This window comes from Mesotoga infera (assembly GCF_900157305.1).
Classification (GTDB): Bacteria; Thermotogota; Thermotogae; order Petrotogales; family Kosmotogaceae; genus Mesotoga; species Mesotoga infera.
Map to the genome: position 1 here is coordinate 1,804,500 of NZ_LS974202.1, position 15,742 is coordinate 1,820,241.

Annotated in this window: 15 protein-coding genes; 7 read left to right on the top strand and 8 right to left on the bottom strand. The window is 47.5% G+C overall.

The window, feature by feature from the left end; translation table 11 throughout:
• Positions 1–56 precede the first annotated feature (56 nt).
• From MESINF_RS08145 to MESINF_RS08175, 7 genes are all read left to right on the top strand, one after another.
• Positions 57–704, top strand: coding sequence for a redox-sensing transcriptional repressor Rex (locus MESINF_RS08145; RefSeq protein WP_169699358.1), 648 nt, complete (start codon positions 57–59; stop codon positions 702–704).
• Positions 704–1,309, top strand: a complete 606-nt coding sequence (gene udk, locus MESINF_RS08150) for a uridine kinase (protein WP_169699359.1) — start codon at positions 704–706, stop codon at positions 1,307–1,309. The genes MESINF_RS08145 and udk overlap by 1 nt, the downstream gene beginning before the upstream one ends.
• Before the next feature lie 18 nt (positions 1,310–1,327).
• Positions 1,328–3,649 (top strand): hypothetical protein, encoded by a 2,322-nt coding sequence (locus tag MESINF_RS08155; RefSeq protein ID WP_169699360.1) that lies wholly within the window; start codon positions 1,328–1,330, stop codon positions 3,647–3,649.
• Positions 3,646–4,668 (top strand): BMP family lipoprotein, encoded by a 1,023-nt coding sequence (locus tag MESINF_RS08160; RefSeq protein WP_169699361.1) that lies wholly within the window; start codon positions 3,646–3,648, stop codon positions 4,666–4,668. Before MESINF_RS08155 ends, MESINF_RS08160 begins: the two co-directional genes overlap by 4 nt.
• A gap of 91 nt (positions 4,669–4,759) precedes the next feature.
• Positions 4,760–6,343 carry an ABC transporter ATP-binding protein gene (locus MESINF_RS08165; protein ID WP_169699362.1) on the top strand — a complete coding sequence of 528 codons (1,584 nt, stop codon included), beginning with the start codon at positions 4,760–4,762 and terminating at the stop codon, positions 6,341–6,343.
• A 6-nt stretch (positions 6,344–6,349) separates the two neighbouring features.
• Complete coding sequence (locus tag MESINF_RS08170; protein WP_169699363.1) at positions 6,350–7,405, top strand: ABC transporter permease; 1,056 nt, start codon at positions 6,350–6,352, stop codon at positions 7,403–7,405.
• Complete coding sequence (locus MESINF_RS08175) at positions 7,402–8,361, top strand: ABC transporter permease (RefSeq protein WP_169699364.1); 960 nt, start codon at positions 7,402–7,404, stop codon at positions 8,359–8,361. The genes MESINF_RS08170 and MESINF_RS08175 overlap by 4 nt, the downstream gene beginning before the upstream one ends.
• 24 nt (positions 8,362–8,385) lie before the next feature.
• Here MESINF_RS08175 and gltX read toward each other — a convergent pair whose 3' ends face one another.
• The 8 genes from gltX to ftcD all read right to left on the bottom strand — a co-directional run bounded on the left by gltX (position 8,386) and on the right by ftcD (position 15,733).
• Complete coding sequence (gene gltX / locus MESINF_RS08180) at positions 8,386–9,834, bottom strand: glutamate--tRNA ligase (RefSeq protein ID WP_169700957.1); 1,449 nt, start codon at positions 9,832–9,834, stop codon at positions 8,386–8,388.
• 19 nt (positions 9,835–9,853) lie between these two features.
• Entirely contained in the window at positions 9,854–10,657 is an 804-nt protein-coding gene (locus tag MESINF_RS08185) for an RRXRR domain-containing protein (protein ID WP_169699365.1), read from the bottom strand.
• A 197-nt stretch (positions 10,658–10,854) separates the two neighbouring features.
• Positions 10,855–11,406 (bottom strand): NUDIX hydrolase, encoded by a 552-nt coding sequence (locus MESINF_RS08190; RefSeq protein WP_169699366.1) that lies wholly within the window; start codon positions 11,404–11,406, stop codon positions 10,855–10,857.
• Position 11,407: 1 nt separating this feature from the next.
• Positions 11,408–11,800, bottom strand: coding sequence for a cytidine deaminase (cdd, locus tag MESINF_RS08195; RefSeq protein WP_169699367.1), 393 nt, complete (start codon positions 11,798–11,800; stop codon positions 11,408–11,410).
• Entirely contained in the window at positions 11,754–13,010 is a 1,257-nt protein-coding gene (locus MESINF_RS08200; protein WP_231936681.1) for a hemolysin family protein, read from the bottom strand. Before MESINF_RS08200 ends, cdd begins: the two co-directional genes overlap by 47 nt.
• Positions 13,011–13,141: 131 nt before the next feature.
• Positions 13,142–13,609 carry a 23S rRNA (pseudouridine(1915)-N(3))-methyltransferase RlmH gene (locus MESINF_RS08205; RefSeq protein ID WP_169699369.1) on the bottom strand — a complete coding sequence of 156 codons (468 nt, stop codon included), beginning with the start codon at positions 13,607–13,609 and terminating at the stop codon, positions 13,142–13,144.
• Positions 13,606–14,817, bottom strand: a complete 1,212-nt coding sequence (gene hutI, locus MESINF_RS08210) for an imidazolonepropionase (RefSeq protein ID WP_169699370.1) — start codon at positions 14,815–14,817, stop codon at positions 13,606–13,608. The genes MESINF_RS08205 and hutI overlap by 4 nt, the downstream gene beginning before the upstream one ends.
• 1 nt (position 14,818) lies before the next feature.
• Positions 14,819–15,733, bottom strand: a complete 915-nt coding sequence (gene ftcD / locus MESINF_RS08215; protein WP_169699371.1) for a glutamate formimidoyltransferase — start codon at positions 15,731–15,733, stop codon at positions 14,819–14,821.
• Positions 15,734–15,742: the final 9 nt, after the last annotated feature.

Consider the following 15,742-nt stretch of genomic DNA (forward strand, 5'->3'; position numbering starts at 1 on the left):
CGCGTGATATAATTTTCACAAATGGAATCTCTTTGGTTTTCAGGAGGTTGACAGGATTGGATAATCAGAAAATTCCAAAACCGACCATAAAGAGACTTGCCGTATATTATAGATGCCTCGAAAATATTCTCTTTTCCGGTAAAGCGAGTGTATCATCCAAAGAAATCGCCGATGAGCTCGGCATAAAGGCCAGCCAGGTTCGCAAAGATTTGTCGTATTTCGGCGAGTTTGGAAGACGCGGGGTCGGCTACAGCACCCAGCAGTTGCTGGAAAGTGTCAGCGATATTCTTGGAATGAGGAAGATATGGAACGTGTGCATAGTAGGTATGGGGAATCTGGGAATGGCTTTGGCTGTTTATCCTGGCCTTAGCAAGTCAGGTTTTTTCATTAAGGCTCTCTTTGACAACAACCCTAACAAGATCGGGATTCCAATTCCGAACGATCTCTCGATCGAGCCTATTTCGATATTGAAGAGTGTCGTGAAAGAGAGAGCGATAAATATGGGAGTGATCACGGTACCGGCCGAAGCGGCTCAGGAAACGGCCGATGCGCTGGTTGATGCGGGAGTGCAGGGAATAGTGAACTTCGCTCCGGTTAGGTTGAATCTGCCCGACAGTGTGAAAGTAGAAGAGATAGATATTTCCGTTTCCTTTCGATCTCTGGCCTTCAGTATAAGTCTTCACTCTGGCAGGAGGAGGGAATAATGGTTCTGGTATCTATAATCGGTGGAAGCGGTGCCGGTAAGACCTCGGTCACGAACGTTATATACACCCACTTCAACGACAGGGCTGCCGTACTTTCGATGGATGATTATTACAAGAATCTGGAACCGGGTACCGATCCAAGGGAGTTCAATTTTGATTCACCCAAAGCCTTCGATTTCGAGCTCTTTGAGTCTCATCTCAGAACTATAAAGGAAAACGGTACGGTGAAAGTGCCGGTATATAGTATGGTGACATACAGACGCGAGGACGGGATATGGAGGACATTCGAACCCAGGCCGCTCGTGCTGGTCGAGGGGTTGCTGGTCATGTTCAGGAAAGAGATGAGAGAACTGTTCGATTTTTCGATTTACATCGATGCACCGGCCGATGAGAGGCTGATCAGGAGAATAGAGAGGGATACCAGGGAGCGTGGTCGGTCACTCGAGAGTATAATCACTCAGTACAGGAAGTTCGTCTCCCCATCGTTCGAGAGTTTCATAGAGCCTCAGAAGTATTTTTGTGATATAGTTTTACCTGACGGAGCAGCCAACACAACAGGGCTCAATGTCATTATCAATGCCATAGAGAATATGCTAAAAAAGTGATCGGGCTGGAGGTGTGAAGTGCCAAAGAGATTTCTCACGGTCGTTCTTTTATTAGCCGTTTCTGTACTTTCCTTTTCTTTCAGCCAGGAAGAGGTACTCGATAGATTCAAGAGCTACATGAACGATTATCAGAGAGAAGTTCCGGAGCTTCAAAAGATAAAAAAACTAGAAGAGGATCTGAATTATCTCTCCGTTTACAGGTTGTACAAACTTCAAATGGTCGGCAGCATCGAGAAGAAGGAAAGCGCTACCACCATAGCCGATCTTCTTTCGAGACATCTTGAGTCGCTACCGGTCGAGGATTTTACGAGCAACGATGACAGAATAGCCTACAGCGCCTTTCTCGCATGGGTACTATCGGATTTCTCCGGTAAGGCATTCCAGGTCGGAACTCTGAACGAAATGCCGGCTTATCTCTCGACCTTCAATTCCTTCACCAGCCAGGTCAGGGGTATGGCTGAAGCTGTCTATAAAGAATGGATGGCTTACGCGCTGGGCCTGGTCAAAGATGAACCCTCGGCCTTTCCGGGAGAACTGAAAAAGACCGACGCTTTCGCGCAGTACTCTTTAAAGGCAGACGCTGACGAAAAGTCCGAAAGAGAGATACTCTCGCTTTCAAACAACCAGATCTACAATCTTCTCAACTCGAGTATTGACACTATTGGAAAACGCGAGTACAACGTTTCGTCGCTGGTAGAAGAGGAAGTGAAGAGATTCGCGGTTCAGGCGGCACTGGACGTGGCTTCCCTAATGGATTCCAATCTGATGAACGCCACTAGAGACCTCTTTCAGCTCTGGTTGTACAGATCTATCGGGCTGGCCGAAGAAGTTCCGCACTATCCGACCGAAATAAGCATGAAAACACTTTCTGTCAAAGGACTCAATCTAAGCATACCTCAGAATAATCCGGATTACGAAAGAGTGGTCGAGATCCTCAACGAAAATCCCGATTCGCGACTGAAGTCCATCGAGAAACTGCAAATGGCTTCACAGGTACTTTCAATGAGACAATTCACTCCGGTTGGACTTATAGAGAAGGATATAAGTGACGAAGTGAAAAAGATTATTCCCATTCAGGCCGGCATTCTGGGGCAGATACGGAACTCGCTATCCAGAGAGATCGTTTCCGTGAGCGAAAAGGGAATGAATCTCTGGTGGTTAAGATTTGTAGGTTATATAACTCTGGCTCTGATAGCTTTCTTCATTCTTCCAGCACTCAAAAAATACTGGCTGGGTATCGTAATTACCTTCGAGATATTCTACATGCTTTTCCTGACCGACGTGACGAGGAATCTCTTCGATCTATCGCTGTACTCTATAATAGGACTCCCGGTCTTCGCCTTTATTTTGATAATGGCCGTCTTCTCGATTTTCAAGAAGGGCGTAAAAAAGCCGCTGCTCCTGGCAAAACTTCTATTGTTGGCGATGATAGCAATCTTCCCCTTCTTAGAGCTTTACAACGATGTATCGGAAATCTCGATGGACAGTTTTGAAGGTTTCTACGATTCGATTTATTATCCAACTCTCAAAAGGGACCTCTTCCTCGCGCCAGAATCTCTGATAAGCCTGGAGATAAGAGATCTCAGTTCGGTCGTCTCCAGCGAATTGAACAGTTTTAAGAGAGTGTTGAGAGTTATAGTACCAAACGAGTTGAACGCATTTTCCAACAATGCCGGTCTATCATACACCATTGATAACAACGGAAGACTGAGAGTAAACGCTCCGGCTTTTTCTGAGTATATGTCTATCGAAAATCAGCGAGCATATTCTGATGAACTCCGTGGATTGTCGAAAGACCTGAGCAATTTCATAAGAGACAGCGAAAGAAACGCCAAGAACTTCGCATCGTTGCTTAAAAGTTTCGTATCTTCTTCCGAGAGGATAATTAGGTACTCGGGAGAAACGCTGAGGGCAGATTTCAATGAATTCGTAGAAACCTCTCTGAAATCCAAACCCGAGCTGAACGTGGTCATGGACGATTATCTCGCTGAGGTATCCGACTATCTAGAAAAAGCGGCTCTTCCGGCCATTGTGAGAGTCTTCAGGGTTCCAAAATTCGTTGCACTGGCATTGGGTCTCTTTTTACTTTCGGTGATCATATTCTTGATTAAGAAGCCGTTGATCTCGTTGATTAATATCGTTGTTATTAGTGTCTATTTCATAATATCCCTGGTTGAAATGAATGAGTTGACTCTATTTGTTCAAGGTGGTTCGCCGATTCTCAATATAACCGTTGACCCGTCTATAAACGCTTTGTTTTTGATTGTTTTTGCAGGTATAATTGTTCTATCAGTTCTATGGGTTTTACTATCTCAAAAGAAAGGGAGTGTTAGTGAATGAAACTCAGAGTGCTTTTGGTCATTTCTCTTATTCTCATGGTTGCCCTTCCGGTAATGGCGATGAAGGTGATCATGGTTACCGACGTCGGCGGGCTTGGCGACAAATCATTCAACGATGGAACCTGGGAAGGAATCGTTAAGGCATCTGATTTTCTCGGACTCGAGAAAGAGGTAGTCCAGTCCAAAGAGCAGTCGGACTACATACCAAACCTCTCCAACGCAGCCAAAGAAGCTGATATTGTCTTCGGAGTTGGGTTCATGATGGCCGATGCTCTTTACAAGGTAGCTCCCCAGTTCCCAGACACTTACTTTGTCGGAATCGACATCGACCCGATCGAGAATATGCCAAACAACGTGGCAACTTATCTCTTCAAAGAACAGGAAGGAGCCTTCCTTGTGGGTTACGTCGTTGCAGCGATGACGAAGACCAATATGGTAGGTTTCGTCGGTGGAATCCCGATACCGCCGGTTGAAAGGTTCCGCTACGGCTATGAAGCTGGAATAAGAGTCTACGAAGAGCTTCACGGAAAGACGATCTCCATGCTCCAGGGATACACAATGGATTTCAATGATCCCAAAAAGGGTAAGGATCTCGCTCTCGCACAGTTCGCCGAAGGCGCAGATATAGTCTTCCACGCTTCCGGAGCCTGTGGAAACGGAGTAATCGAAGCAGCGGCCGAGAAGGGAGAAGGCTTCTTTGCAGTCGGTGTAGATGTCGACCAGGATTATATGGCACCCGGAAGAGTTCTAACAAGCTCAGTCAAGAGAGTCGATATGGCCTCCTATCAGGCTGTCATGAGCATTGCCCTGGGAACTTTCGAGTCCGGCACCAAGATCCTGGGTATAAAGGATGAGGGTGTCGGAATAAGCCCGATGAAGTACACCAAGGATGTAGTTGGCCCGGCTATTCTCGGCGAAGTTGAGTTCTTGAAGGAACAGATCAAGGCCGGAAACGTTGTTGTTCCAGATACGCAGGAAAAGCTGGACGCTTTCGTAGTTCCCGCTATAACGTTACCATAATGGTTTATTTTCACACAATCGTGTGATATCAAAGATCGGGAGGGTTAACGCTCTCCCGATCTTTCGTATCATGAACGATGGGGGTGAGCATATGGACGCCACAAACGTTAAAAACCTCGATCTTTCCGGTATGGCCGTTGCCATGAAAGGTATCACCAAGAGATTCCCCTCCGTGATCGCGAACGATAACGTAGATTTCTTCGTCAAGAAAGGCGAAATACATGCGCTCGTCGGAGAGAATGGTGCCGGAAAATCCACTCTCATGAACCAACTGTACGGTCTTTATACACCGGACGAAGGCGAGATCTATATAAACGGAGAGAGATTTATTTTCAAGGGTCCGAGAGACGCTATCGACGCAGGAATAGGGATGGTTCACCAGCACTTCATGCTCGTTGACAACCAGACGGTCTCGGAAAATGTCGTTCTCGGCTCAGAGCCTAGACGGGGTCCCTTCAACCTCTTTATCGATAGCGGCAAATCGAGAAAATCTGTCTTGGAACTCTCCAAAAAGTACGGTCTATCGGTCGATGTCGATGCGATGATAGAAGATATACCGGTCGGTATGCAGCAGAGAGTCGAAATTTTGAAGATCCTTTATAGAGGAGCAAACATACTGATCTTCGATGAACCGACTGCGGTGTTGACTCCCCAGGAGACCGGGGAACTCTTCAAAATATTGAGGGTCCTCAAAGAAAACGGGAAGACCATAATCTTCATCACTCACAAGTTGAACGAAGTGATGGCTATAACCGACAGAGTAACAGTTATGAGACTGGGAAAAGTCACAGGCCAGGTCGATACCAAAGATACCAACCCCAGGCAACTGGCCAACATGATGGTGGGTAGAGAAGTACTACTCAGAGTCGAGAAAGAAGCTCGCAAGCCCGGGAAGACGCTCCTGGAAGTTAAAAACCTCCACGTGAAAGACAACAGAAAACTCGATACCGTCAAAAATGTATCCTTCAGCGTTAGAGAGGGTGAGATACTGGGAATAGCCGGTGTGGCCGGAAACGGCCAGACGGAACTCATAGAAGCCATTACGGGATTGAGAAAAGCCGAGAGTGGCAGTATAACTCTCATGGGAAAGGATCTTACGAACAAGTCTGCCCTCGACATTAGAGAATCTGGATTGACACATATTCCTGAGGATAGACTTAAAAGGGGTCTGATTTCACAGTACCCGGTCTATTACAATCTGATCCTGGGAAAGCACAACGACAAACCCTTCGCTTCTGAAGGTTTCATAGATATGAAAGAGGTCAAGAAATTTGCCAGATACATCGTCGATACTTTCGACGTTAGACCCAAAGACATAGAGATCCTGGGAGGCAACCTTTCCGGAGGGAATCAGCAGAAAGTCGTGGTGGGAAGGGAGTTGAGTACCATTCCAATAGAGCCAAAAGTCGTGGCGATATCCCAGCCAACTAGGGGACTTGATATCGGAGCTATTGAGTTCATACACAAAACGATACTCAATATGAGAGCGAAGGGTATCGGTATCCTCCTGGTTTCAATGGAACTGGACGAGATATTCTCTCTCTCAGACCGGATATTGGTTTTCTATGAAGGTAAAATAATGGGTGAAGTGCTTCCCGATGAAGTGAACCGCGAAGAGATAGGACTAATGATGGCCGGTCACAGCAAGGCAGAAGTAGTGAAAGAGCGGGGGTGATTGAGAATGGACCGAAGCAAAATCTACGCTTTGCTGGTACCTATAGTTTCGGTAATTATCGCACTGTTGATAGCTTCGATCGTTATAATAATCATCGGCAAAAATCCTCTGACTGCCTATAGAATAATGCTGGAAGGAGCTTTCGGCGGTGCCGAACAGCTCGCCAACACTATAATCAAGATGACTCCTTTGATACTCACCGGCCTGGCCGTTGGTTTCGGTTTCCGCGCCGGTGTCTTCAACATAGGTGCCGAAGGCCAGATGACTATCGGCGCACTGATGGGAGCAATAGTCGCAATGAGCATAGGCGGCATTCCTTCGGTGATAGCTATACCACTATCCATAATCGTAGGGATGCTGGCAGGCGCCTTCTGGGCATCGATAGCCGGTTTTTTAAAGGCTTTCACCGGCGCTCACGAAGTCATTTCGACCATAATGCTCAACTGGATAGCGGCCAACTTTGCCTCCTTCATGGTCACCGGACCTCTGGCCGTGGGCTCGGGTACGCCAAAGAGCCCTGAGATAGGCGAAGCCGCGAAGCTTCCGGTCGTCCTGAAGGTCCAGGCGACGGAACTGAGTATAGGCATCTTCATAGCCGTTATTGTGGCGGTGGTAATGTACGTCTTCATTGAGAAGACAACGACCGGTTACGAATTGAAGGGTGTGGGCTTCAATCCCTACGCGGCCGAGTACGGCGGCATCAGCATAAGAAAGAGCATCATAATGACGATGGCCATCAGCGGAGCGTTGGCCGGAATGGCCGGTATTGTGGACCTTCTCGGGGTTCCGCCTCACAGATTCGTGGGTGAACTGACCGGCGGACGTGGCTTTGACGGAATAACCATAGCGCTCATCGGACGAAACAATCCAATAGGAATAATCTTCGCCGCTCTTCTGATAGCGGCTCTGAGAACCGGATCCAACGCTATGCAGATAAGAGCACAGATACCCAACGATATAGTTTCCATAATCCAGGGAATTGTGATCTTTCTGGTGGCGGCGGAAAGAATCGTCACCACCCTTATATACTTGAAAGGCAGGAAAGGGGTGACCACGGCATGAGCTGGATTGAGGCTATTTTTGCTATTCTCGTTAATCCGCTTTTCTATAAGTTGACTCTGCTTTCTGCGACGCCTCTGATATTTTCCGCTCTGGGCGGTACTTACAGTGAGATAACTGGCGTTACCAACATCGCCCTCGAAGGAATAATGTTGATGGGTGCCTTCAACTCCATAGTTTTCACTTTAATCACGGGGAACGCCTGGATCGGTGTTTTGATGGCTGTCATAATAGGAGTTGGGTTCACCTGGTTCCACGCATGGGCGAGCATTCGCTGGTCGGCCAACCAGATAGTCAGCGCAACGGCACTGGTTATCGTCGCCCAGGGAACCACCTCTTTTCTCATGATTCCCATATTCGGGAACGAAGGTCAGACGGATTTCATAGGAAGGGTTCCGTACATAGAGATTGGCTGGCTGAAGGGAGTGCCCTTCGTTGGCGACATCTTCGGATCGATGAGCCCCTTCACCTACTTGGCAATCGCCGCCGTTATAGCTAGCTGGATCCTGATGTACAGGACACCTCTGGGTTTGAGGATGAGGGCGGTCGGTGAAAACCCTGAAGCGGCCGATACTTTGGGCATAAACGTTTTCAAGACCAGATATTTCGGTGTCCTCATGAGCGGTGCCCTGAGCAGTCTAGGAGGCGCCTTCCTCTCGGTGGGAGAACTGGGAAGGTTCGTCGAGAACATGATCCACGGAAGAGGTTTCATAGCTCTGGCTGCGATGATTCTGGGGAACTGGAACCCCGCAGGCGCGATGTGGGCGGCTCTGCTCTTTGGTGCTGCCGAAGCCATGAACCTCCAGTTGCAGAGCAGTTCGATCGTATCTGTTTCAGCCAACGTGAAACCGCTTTTCAATATGTTGCCTTTCATCGTAACACTGATCGTTGTAGGCGGTTTCATAGGAAAGACTAGATCTCCTGCGGCAGATGGTGAACCTTACGAGAAGGAATCATAAAAAAAGGCCCCACAGGGGCCTTTTTTATGGAAGTCTGAGGGCTTGCTGTAGACGGTGCAGGGTCTTGTTTCTACCGAGCAGAAAGACGACGTCCACGAGTTCCGGTCCTTCTTCGCTGGCCGTCAATACGTGTCTAAGACTCATGTAGAAGGCCTTCCTGTCTGGCTTTATCTCTTTGAGTATCTCTTTGATCGTCGATACTATCTCTTCATTGCTCCAGCTGTTCAAATACTCTATCCTATCTTTGAAAGCTTCGAGCGATCTGAATACCTTCCGCTGTTCCTCGTTCTCGGGTCTTAGAGGTTTCACCTGAATTTCTTCGAAGTAGAGCTTCATCTTTTCCGGTATTTCCTGCAGCAATTCTACACCCTTTCTCACCGAATCGATTGCCCGTTTTAGCCATTTACGATTCGCATTGGCCTCTTCAAGCGTGATCAGCCCTGCCCGCACAAGAAAAGGTATGGTGAGATCGGTTATTCTATCCAGGTCGGTTTCGCGTATATAAACCCCGTTCATCCAGCGGGCTTTGGCTTCATCGAATATCGCTGCACTGGTGTTGACCCTGTCTATGGTGAAACTCTCTATTATTTCACCATAGGAAAGAATCTCCTTTCCCTCCGGGTGTGACCATCCAAGAAGAGTGAGAAAGTTGAAAAAGGCCTCCGGGAGAAAGCCTTTATCTCTGAACTGTTCGACAGATGTGTCTCCATGCCTCTTGCTGAGTTTTTTCCCATCGGGACCAAGGATCATCGATACGTGGGCAAAAAAAGGAATTGGTGCTTCAAAGGCTTCGTAAAGCGCGAGCTGCCGAAGGGTATTTGAAAGATGATCGTCACCCCTTATTACATGTGTGATCTCCATCAGTATATCGTCGACAACCACCGCAAAGTTGTAGATGGGCTGGTTGTTGGAGCGGAGTATCACAAAATCACCGATCGAACCTTCTTTGAAAATTACTTCACCTTTTATCAAATCAACGAGACGGTATTCTTTTCTCGGCATCTTGAAAAACACTACAGGGTTCAGGCCTTTATCTTCGAACTCTTTTTTTCTTTCAGAGGTATTGAACTTCTCGAGCATCTGTTGATCGTAGTGGGGCGGCTTACCTTGGGAAAGGAGATCGTCGTGAAGCGTCTCTATCTCTTCCGGATAGGCATAAACTCTGTAGGCTTTACCTGAATTTATCAACTCCTCAACCATTTTCACGTATATATCGGTTCTCTCGGTCTGCCTGTACGGGCCTGTCTCTCCGCCGACATCCGGTCCTTCGTCCCAGGTTATTCCCATCCAGAGTAGAGATTCCATCAGTTGTTCTTCGTACTCTTTCGTGGACCTGGAAACGTCTGTATCTTCGATTCTGAGCACGAATTTGCCGTCGTAATGCTTGGCAAAAAGATAGTTGAAAAGCGCGGTACGGGCGCCACCTACATGCAGATAACCGGTGGGACTTGGAGCGAATCTCACCCTAATCATGTTCATCATATAAACAGCGTCAGGAGACACCGTGCTTTAGCGCGGTGAGAAATGACGCTTCCCTCCTTTCACACAATAATGATGAAGCTCTTTCTACAAGTTTTAGTTTACCTACACTGGCAGAACGACTGACGACTTCTCCGTCAAGAGTACGCAAATCAAAATATCCGGACGATCTGCGTCCAAACACAAAACATTCCCTACCAAGATATTCAACCTTATCGAACAGCTGATAACCGTGTACGTATCCAGGAGCTTTGTTCTCTCTGCGGATACCCTTTTTCGGATTTGTTTTGTGCAATTGCCTGTTTTGTTTGCGTACTTGTTTGAAGAAGTACCAACAATCACTTTCTTTTGTAGATGCGTTTCCTGAGATGCACCTGGCATCTATACGGTGCGACTTTTCGAGATTGTGTTTAATTCGAACATTCTTGGTTATATAGCCAAAAGTCAGAGACACATTTGAATACAGTTCTTTTAGTTTGTTGTAGAAAGCCCATAGCATTATGCCCATAAAGGCTGCATCCCTGAATGAAGAGTTGCGCTTGACTTTAAGTTCGACCTCAGTATCTGTTCTCAATTCGACTTCTGCTGAAAATACTTCCTTGTTCTCAGTTGTAGCCAATAGCCCTATTGTCTTACTTCCGGCATCTACACCGAGAATTACATCTTGTTTGTATCCAGAGGAACCGTACAACAATTGAATGGTGAATGGCGTTCTTTTAACCACTTTAGCCTTCTGCTCTTTCAATAGCTTCCTTGCTTTCTGTGGTTTACAGGGCATTAGTGGTTTCCCGTGCCTGTTAATAACGTAGACTAACATATAGTCTGCCTCCTTACGGAGTAATTCTCCCATCGCCAATGTTATCCGACAGTTTCTCGTTAGCAGCACTGTCCCTACCCATCAGAACTGTTTAACCACTAACCGCAGAGCGTAAGACTTGGGAACGCATCCTACGGTGCCTATACATTTGCCGGTAACGTAGTGCTCGAAACACTTAGGCTAGTCAACAAGAGCTACTAGCTCACGGCTTTTGCCGGGGGTCGTTGACTCTCCTTTCTGCGTAGAGCAAGTAAAACACCGGAAATTGTCTTACTATCGCTTATGCTGCCATCTGTTATCCTCTTTACCACTTCTTCGATTTTCATGAATACCGGTTCGACGAACTCGCCTTCGTCGGGATCGGACTCCCCAATTTTCTCGACTTCGCAGGTGAAAATATGGATCGCCTCATCGGAAAAGCCCGGTGAAGTCTCTATCACCGTCAGTTTTTCAAGTTCAACCGGTCCGTAACCGGTTTCTTCGAGAAGTTCCCTCCTTGCGCAGTCCTCTGGGCTCTCTCCACTATCTAACTTACCGGCCGGTATTTCCAGCATGAACTTCTGAACGGGAAACCTGTACTGCCTTACCAGCAGGAGTTCTTCTCCCTTGAAGGCTACAACGGCGACGGCCCCGGGATGCCGTACCACCTCTCTGTAAGCTTCGCTATCGTCTGTCAACCTCACCAGATGTCTCTCCAGTTTCAATATTCTTCCGGAGAAGATCTCCTCTTTGTGCAACGAAATCTCCATTTCACTCCTCCAGTTCGAAGTGCATTGGGAGAAGCTCGAAAACCGTGGTTCTTACAACACTTTCCTTCCCTACCAGTATCACTTCGAAGTCTCCGAATTCGGCCATGAATTGTCTGCACATTCCACATGGAGAGGTCGGCTTGTCTCTCTTGCTGGTTATGGCTATGGTCCTAAAATTTCTCCGCCCTCTGGATACGGCCGAGACTATCGCGGATCTCTCAGCGCAAACCGTCAAGCCAAACGAGGCGTTCTCAACGTTCGCACCGGTGAAAATCTCTCCCTCCTCCGTTAGAAGAGCCGCTCCAACTGGAAAATTAGAATAAGGGGAATAGGAGTTCTCCATGGCTTCAATAGCTTTCTGTATCAGTATGTTCTCCTTTGAACTGTCTTTCATCGACGCTCCTCCTGTCAACGCTGAGCCTTATCTTTTCTACTTTGTTCTTTCCGGCGGCCAAGATCTCGAAGGTGAAGCCGTTGACTATTATCTTCTCTCCCACTTCGGGAAACCTTTCAAGAACCTCCAGCAGGTAACCGCCGATGGTTTCGAACTCAGTGTCGGGAAAGACCTGCTCGAGCTCCCTCTCGATATCGTTTATTGGTGTCATCCCATCGACTATGTACTCACTGTCGCTGAGCTTTTCTATCATCATCTCTTCGGATTCTTCGTCATATTCGTCGAGTATCTCTCCAGTCAGCTCCTCTATAGCATCTTCCATGGTTATCAGTCCGGCCGTCCCTCCGTATTCGTCGATAACTATCGCCATATGGTTCTTCTTCTCTTTGAACTCTCTGAGCAGGTCATCGACCTTTTTCGTTTCGGGAACGAAGTAAGGTGCCCTCATTATCTCTTTGACATGGGTAATCTGGAGAAAATCATTGTCCTTTCTGTCTAGAATGAAATTGAGCAGGTCCTTGGCATAACAAACCCCGACTATCCTGTCAACATTCTCCCTGTAGATAGGATAACGCGAATAGCCTTCAGATTCCACGAGCTTCATCAATTCTATGAGTGGTGCGTCCTCTTCCAGTGAAACTATCTCGACCCTAGGAGTCATTATCTCCTTGACAGAGATATCCTTGAGTTCTAGAGTCCTCTTCATGATCATTCTCTCTTCGGACTGCAGCACACCTTCTTCGTGCCCGGCGTCCACGGCAGATCTTATCTCGTCCTCCGTTATGAAGGGAGCGTACGAAACCTTTTTTCCACCCAAAATAACTATGAAGAGATTTGAGATGCGTAGAAGTAACCATAGCAGGGGCCTGAGAATAGACGTCAAGATGGTAATAAAGACTATAACTCTCTTGAAAAAACGCTCGGGGTTCTCCCTGGCAAAGATTTTGGGTGTTATTTCTCCGAAGACAAGTATCAGAAAAGTCATCACACCGGTTACGATCGCAGCGGCGACGCCTGCAAAGTTCTGCGGCAAAAGCTGGATTGCAAGAAGCGTAGCGAGAGAAGAGGCGAGAATATTCACTATGTTGTTCATTACCAGAATAGCTGTCAGAATACTGTTGGGATTGTCGACGAAATACTTGACCGATTTGGCGAACCTTTTTTCACCGCTCTCCGAGAGCTCACGCAATTTCAGTTTGCTGACGGACATAAGAGCCGCCTCAGATCCAGAAAAAAGTCCCGATAAATACAACAATATAATCAGAAAGGCCAGGTTCAATAAAAGCGACACAGGATCCCCGCTACTAGTAGGGTCGTCCACTTCTTTTTTTCACCTCCAGATCAGTAATGGTATGTCCTGTTATCCAGAATACAATAGGCCCTGTAGAGCTGCTCGAGCAGTATCAAAAGAGCCATCTCGTGTGTGAAAGTCATTCTGGACAGCGATACTTTCTGCCACTCCCTCGAGAGGAGCTCGTCACTGAAACCGAGTGGTCCACCCAAGAAGAAAGACAGATTCTTCACTCCTATATTCTGCCATTTTTGTAGCTTATGTGCAAACTCCAGCGATGAGTATTGCTCACCCTGTTCGTGTAAGAGAACGACGGTTTCATCGGGTCTCAAAAGTTTCAGGTAGTTTCTGCCTTCTCTTTCCTTGATCTTCTCCCTTTCTCTGCCCGTCCCCCCGCCCAGCGGAAGGTATCGGACTTCGATTCTCACGTATGGCTTTAGCCATTTGCCGTACTGCTCTATGCCTTGGACAATAAAACTCGATTTCGGTTTCCCCGTTAGCACTGCTCGTATGTTCATGCAACTATATTTCCATTTTTTATGACATTCGAGACTATATCCCTCGAGAAGTTGTACACAACCTCCGGGTAATCCCCGGCTCTCAATAATACTAAATCGGCGTCGTAACCTTCTCTGATCAATCCCTTTCTATCCTCGACCCCGAGAACGGCCGCTGCATTGGCGGTGTAGGCCGTTATTGCCTCTTCAACCTTGAGACCACACCTGGTGACCGCAAGAAACATTACTATGAAGGGGTTGTATATGTTGCAAGAGCCCGGGTTGAAGTCCGAAGCTATGGCTACAATCGCCCCGCGGTCGATCAATTCTCTACCCCTTGCGAAACTCTCGTTCAAAAAGAAGGAGGTTCCGGGTAGGAGTGTGGCGATGGTGTCGCTTTTCGCCAATGCCTGGATTGTAATATCGTCGGCCGATATAAGGTGGTCGGCCGAAACCGCACCGAGTTCCACGGCCAGTAAGCCTCCTCCAGATGAGGAAAGCTCGTCGGCATGAATTCTGATCCTGAAGCCACTCTCTATGGCGGCTAGCATATAACGTCTCGATTGATCTACATTGAATACCCCGTCCTCACAGAAAATGTCGATAGTATCCGTTAGTTTTCGGACTTCGTCGAATATCTCGATCATTGAGGAAAGGTATTCGTCTCTAGATGAATACTCTTCTGGCAGGGCATGGGCACCGAGAAAAGTCGAGAAGACATCGATCGGGTGTATTTCGCCAAGCGCTTCTAGAACCCGAAGCTGCTTGAGTTCGCCCTCTCTTTCGAGCCCGTATCCGCTTTTTCCCTCGACAGTCGTGACTCCCAGAGAGAGCATAGAATCGAGAAATCGAAAAGACTCTGCCATTAAAGCAGTGGCCGGAGTCCTTCTCACCGCTTCCGAAGTCGATCTTATTCCCCCGCCGGCCTTCATTATATCCATATAACTCCTGCCTTCCAGACGCATGAGAAACTCCCTGCTCCTGTCGCCGGTAAAGGGTATGTGTGTGTGACAGTCGATAAACCCTGGAATGGCGATCAGTCCGCGGCCGTCAATGTATTTTTCAGCGGTTGGTATTTCCGGTCCGATGTATACGATCTTCCCGTTCATAATTCCGATGTTGCTTTCCTTTATACATTCGATGCGGGTCATACCTCTTCCCCTGACCGGTCCGCTGGAGACAGGAGTTACGATTGAGTTAAGATTCAGTATGGCCAGATCGAGTTCCACTCTACTCTCCTTCTCTCGAGATGAAGTCGAGAACTCTCTTTTCGAGAATCGACGACGAATCAAATTTCTCCAGTTTCAGGTAGTGTTCGGCAACATCCACGAGAGCCTGCAAAGGCGTGAGGCCGACTATCTCCGATCCAACAATGGGGACTCCGTACCGTTCAGCCTCGAACTTTATAACTTCGTAAACCCTGAAGAGCGGTGTCTTTCTGTAATTGGTCATATTCATGGAAACTTGCACTATTCTTCTGTCTTCCAGTCTGAATCCGAGAGCCTTTACATATCGGAATCCGCCGCTTATATGTCTTACAGCTTTAGCAATCTTGTTGGCTATCTCTATGTTGTCGGTTCCAAGATTGACGTTGAAGGCGATAAGGTACTCCCTGCAACCGACAGCAACTACGCCGGCCGAAGGATGGACGGAGGAAGGTCCAAAATCTGGCTTCCAGGCCTCCTGGATGATCTTGGAGGGAAAGTTCTCAAACTCGCCCTTTCTTATGTTCGAAAGACTGACACGTTCCGGACTGGTGGCGGAATCTTCGTATAAGTAAACCGGTATTGAGAGCTCGTCTCCAATTCTTCTACCCAGTCTCTTGGAAAGTTCTATACACTCGTCTTTCGTTGTGTTCATAACGGGAACCAGTGGAATAACGTCGGTGGCACCCATTCTGGGGTGTTCACCGGAATGATTCTTCAGATCTATCAGATCCCTAGCCTTCTTCGTCATATTGAAGAGGGCTTCCTCAATCGCCTCGGGAATCCCTGTGAGCGTTACCACCGAACGATTGTGGTTAGGGTCGCTCGAGTAATCCAGTATCCATACCCCGTCGATCTTTCTAGCCTCGTTCACTATCTCTTCGATAACTTCGCTTCTTTTACCTTCGCTGAAATTCGGTACCGATTCAATAAGTCTCATATAATACCT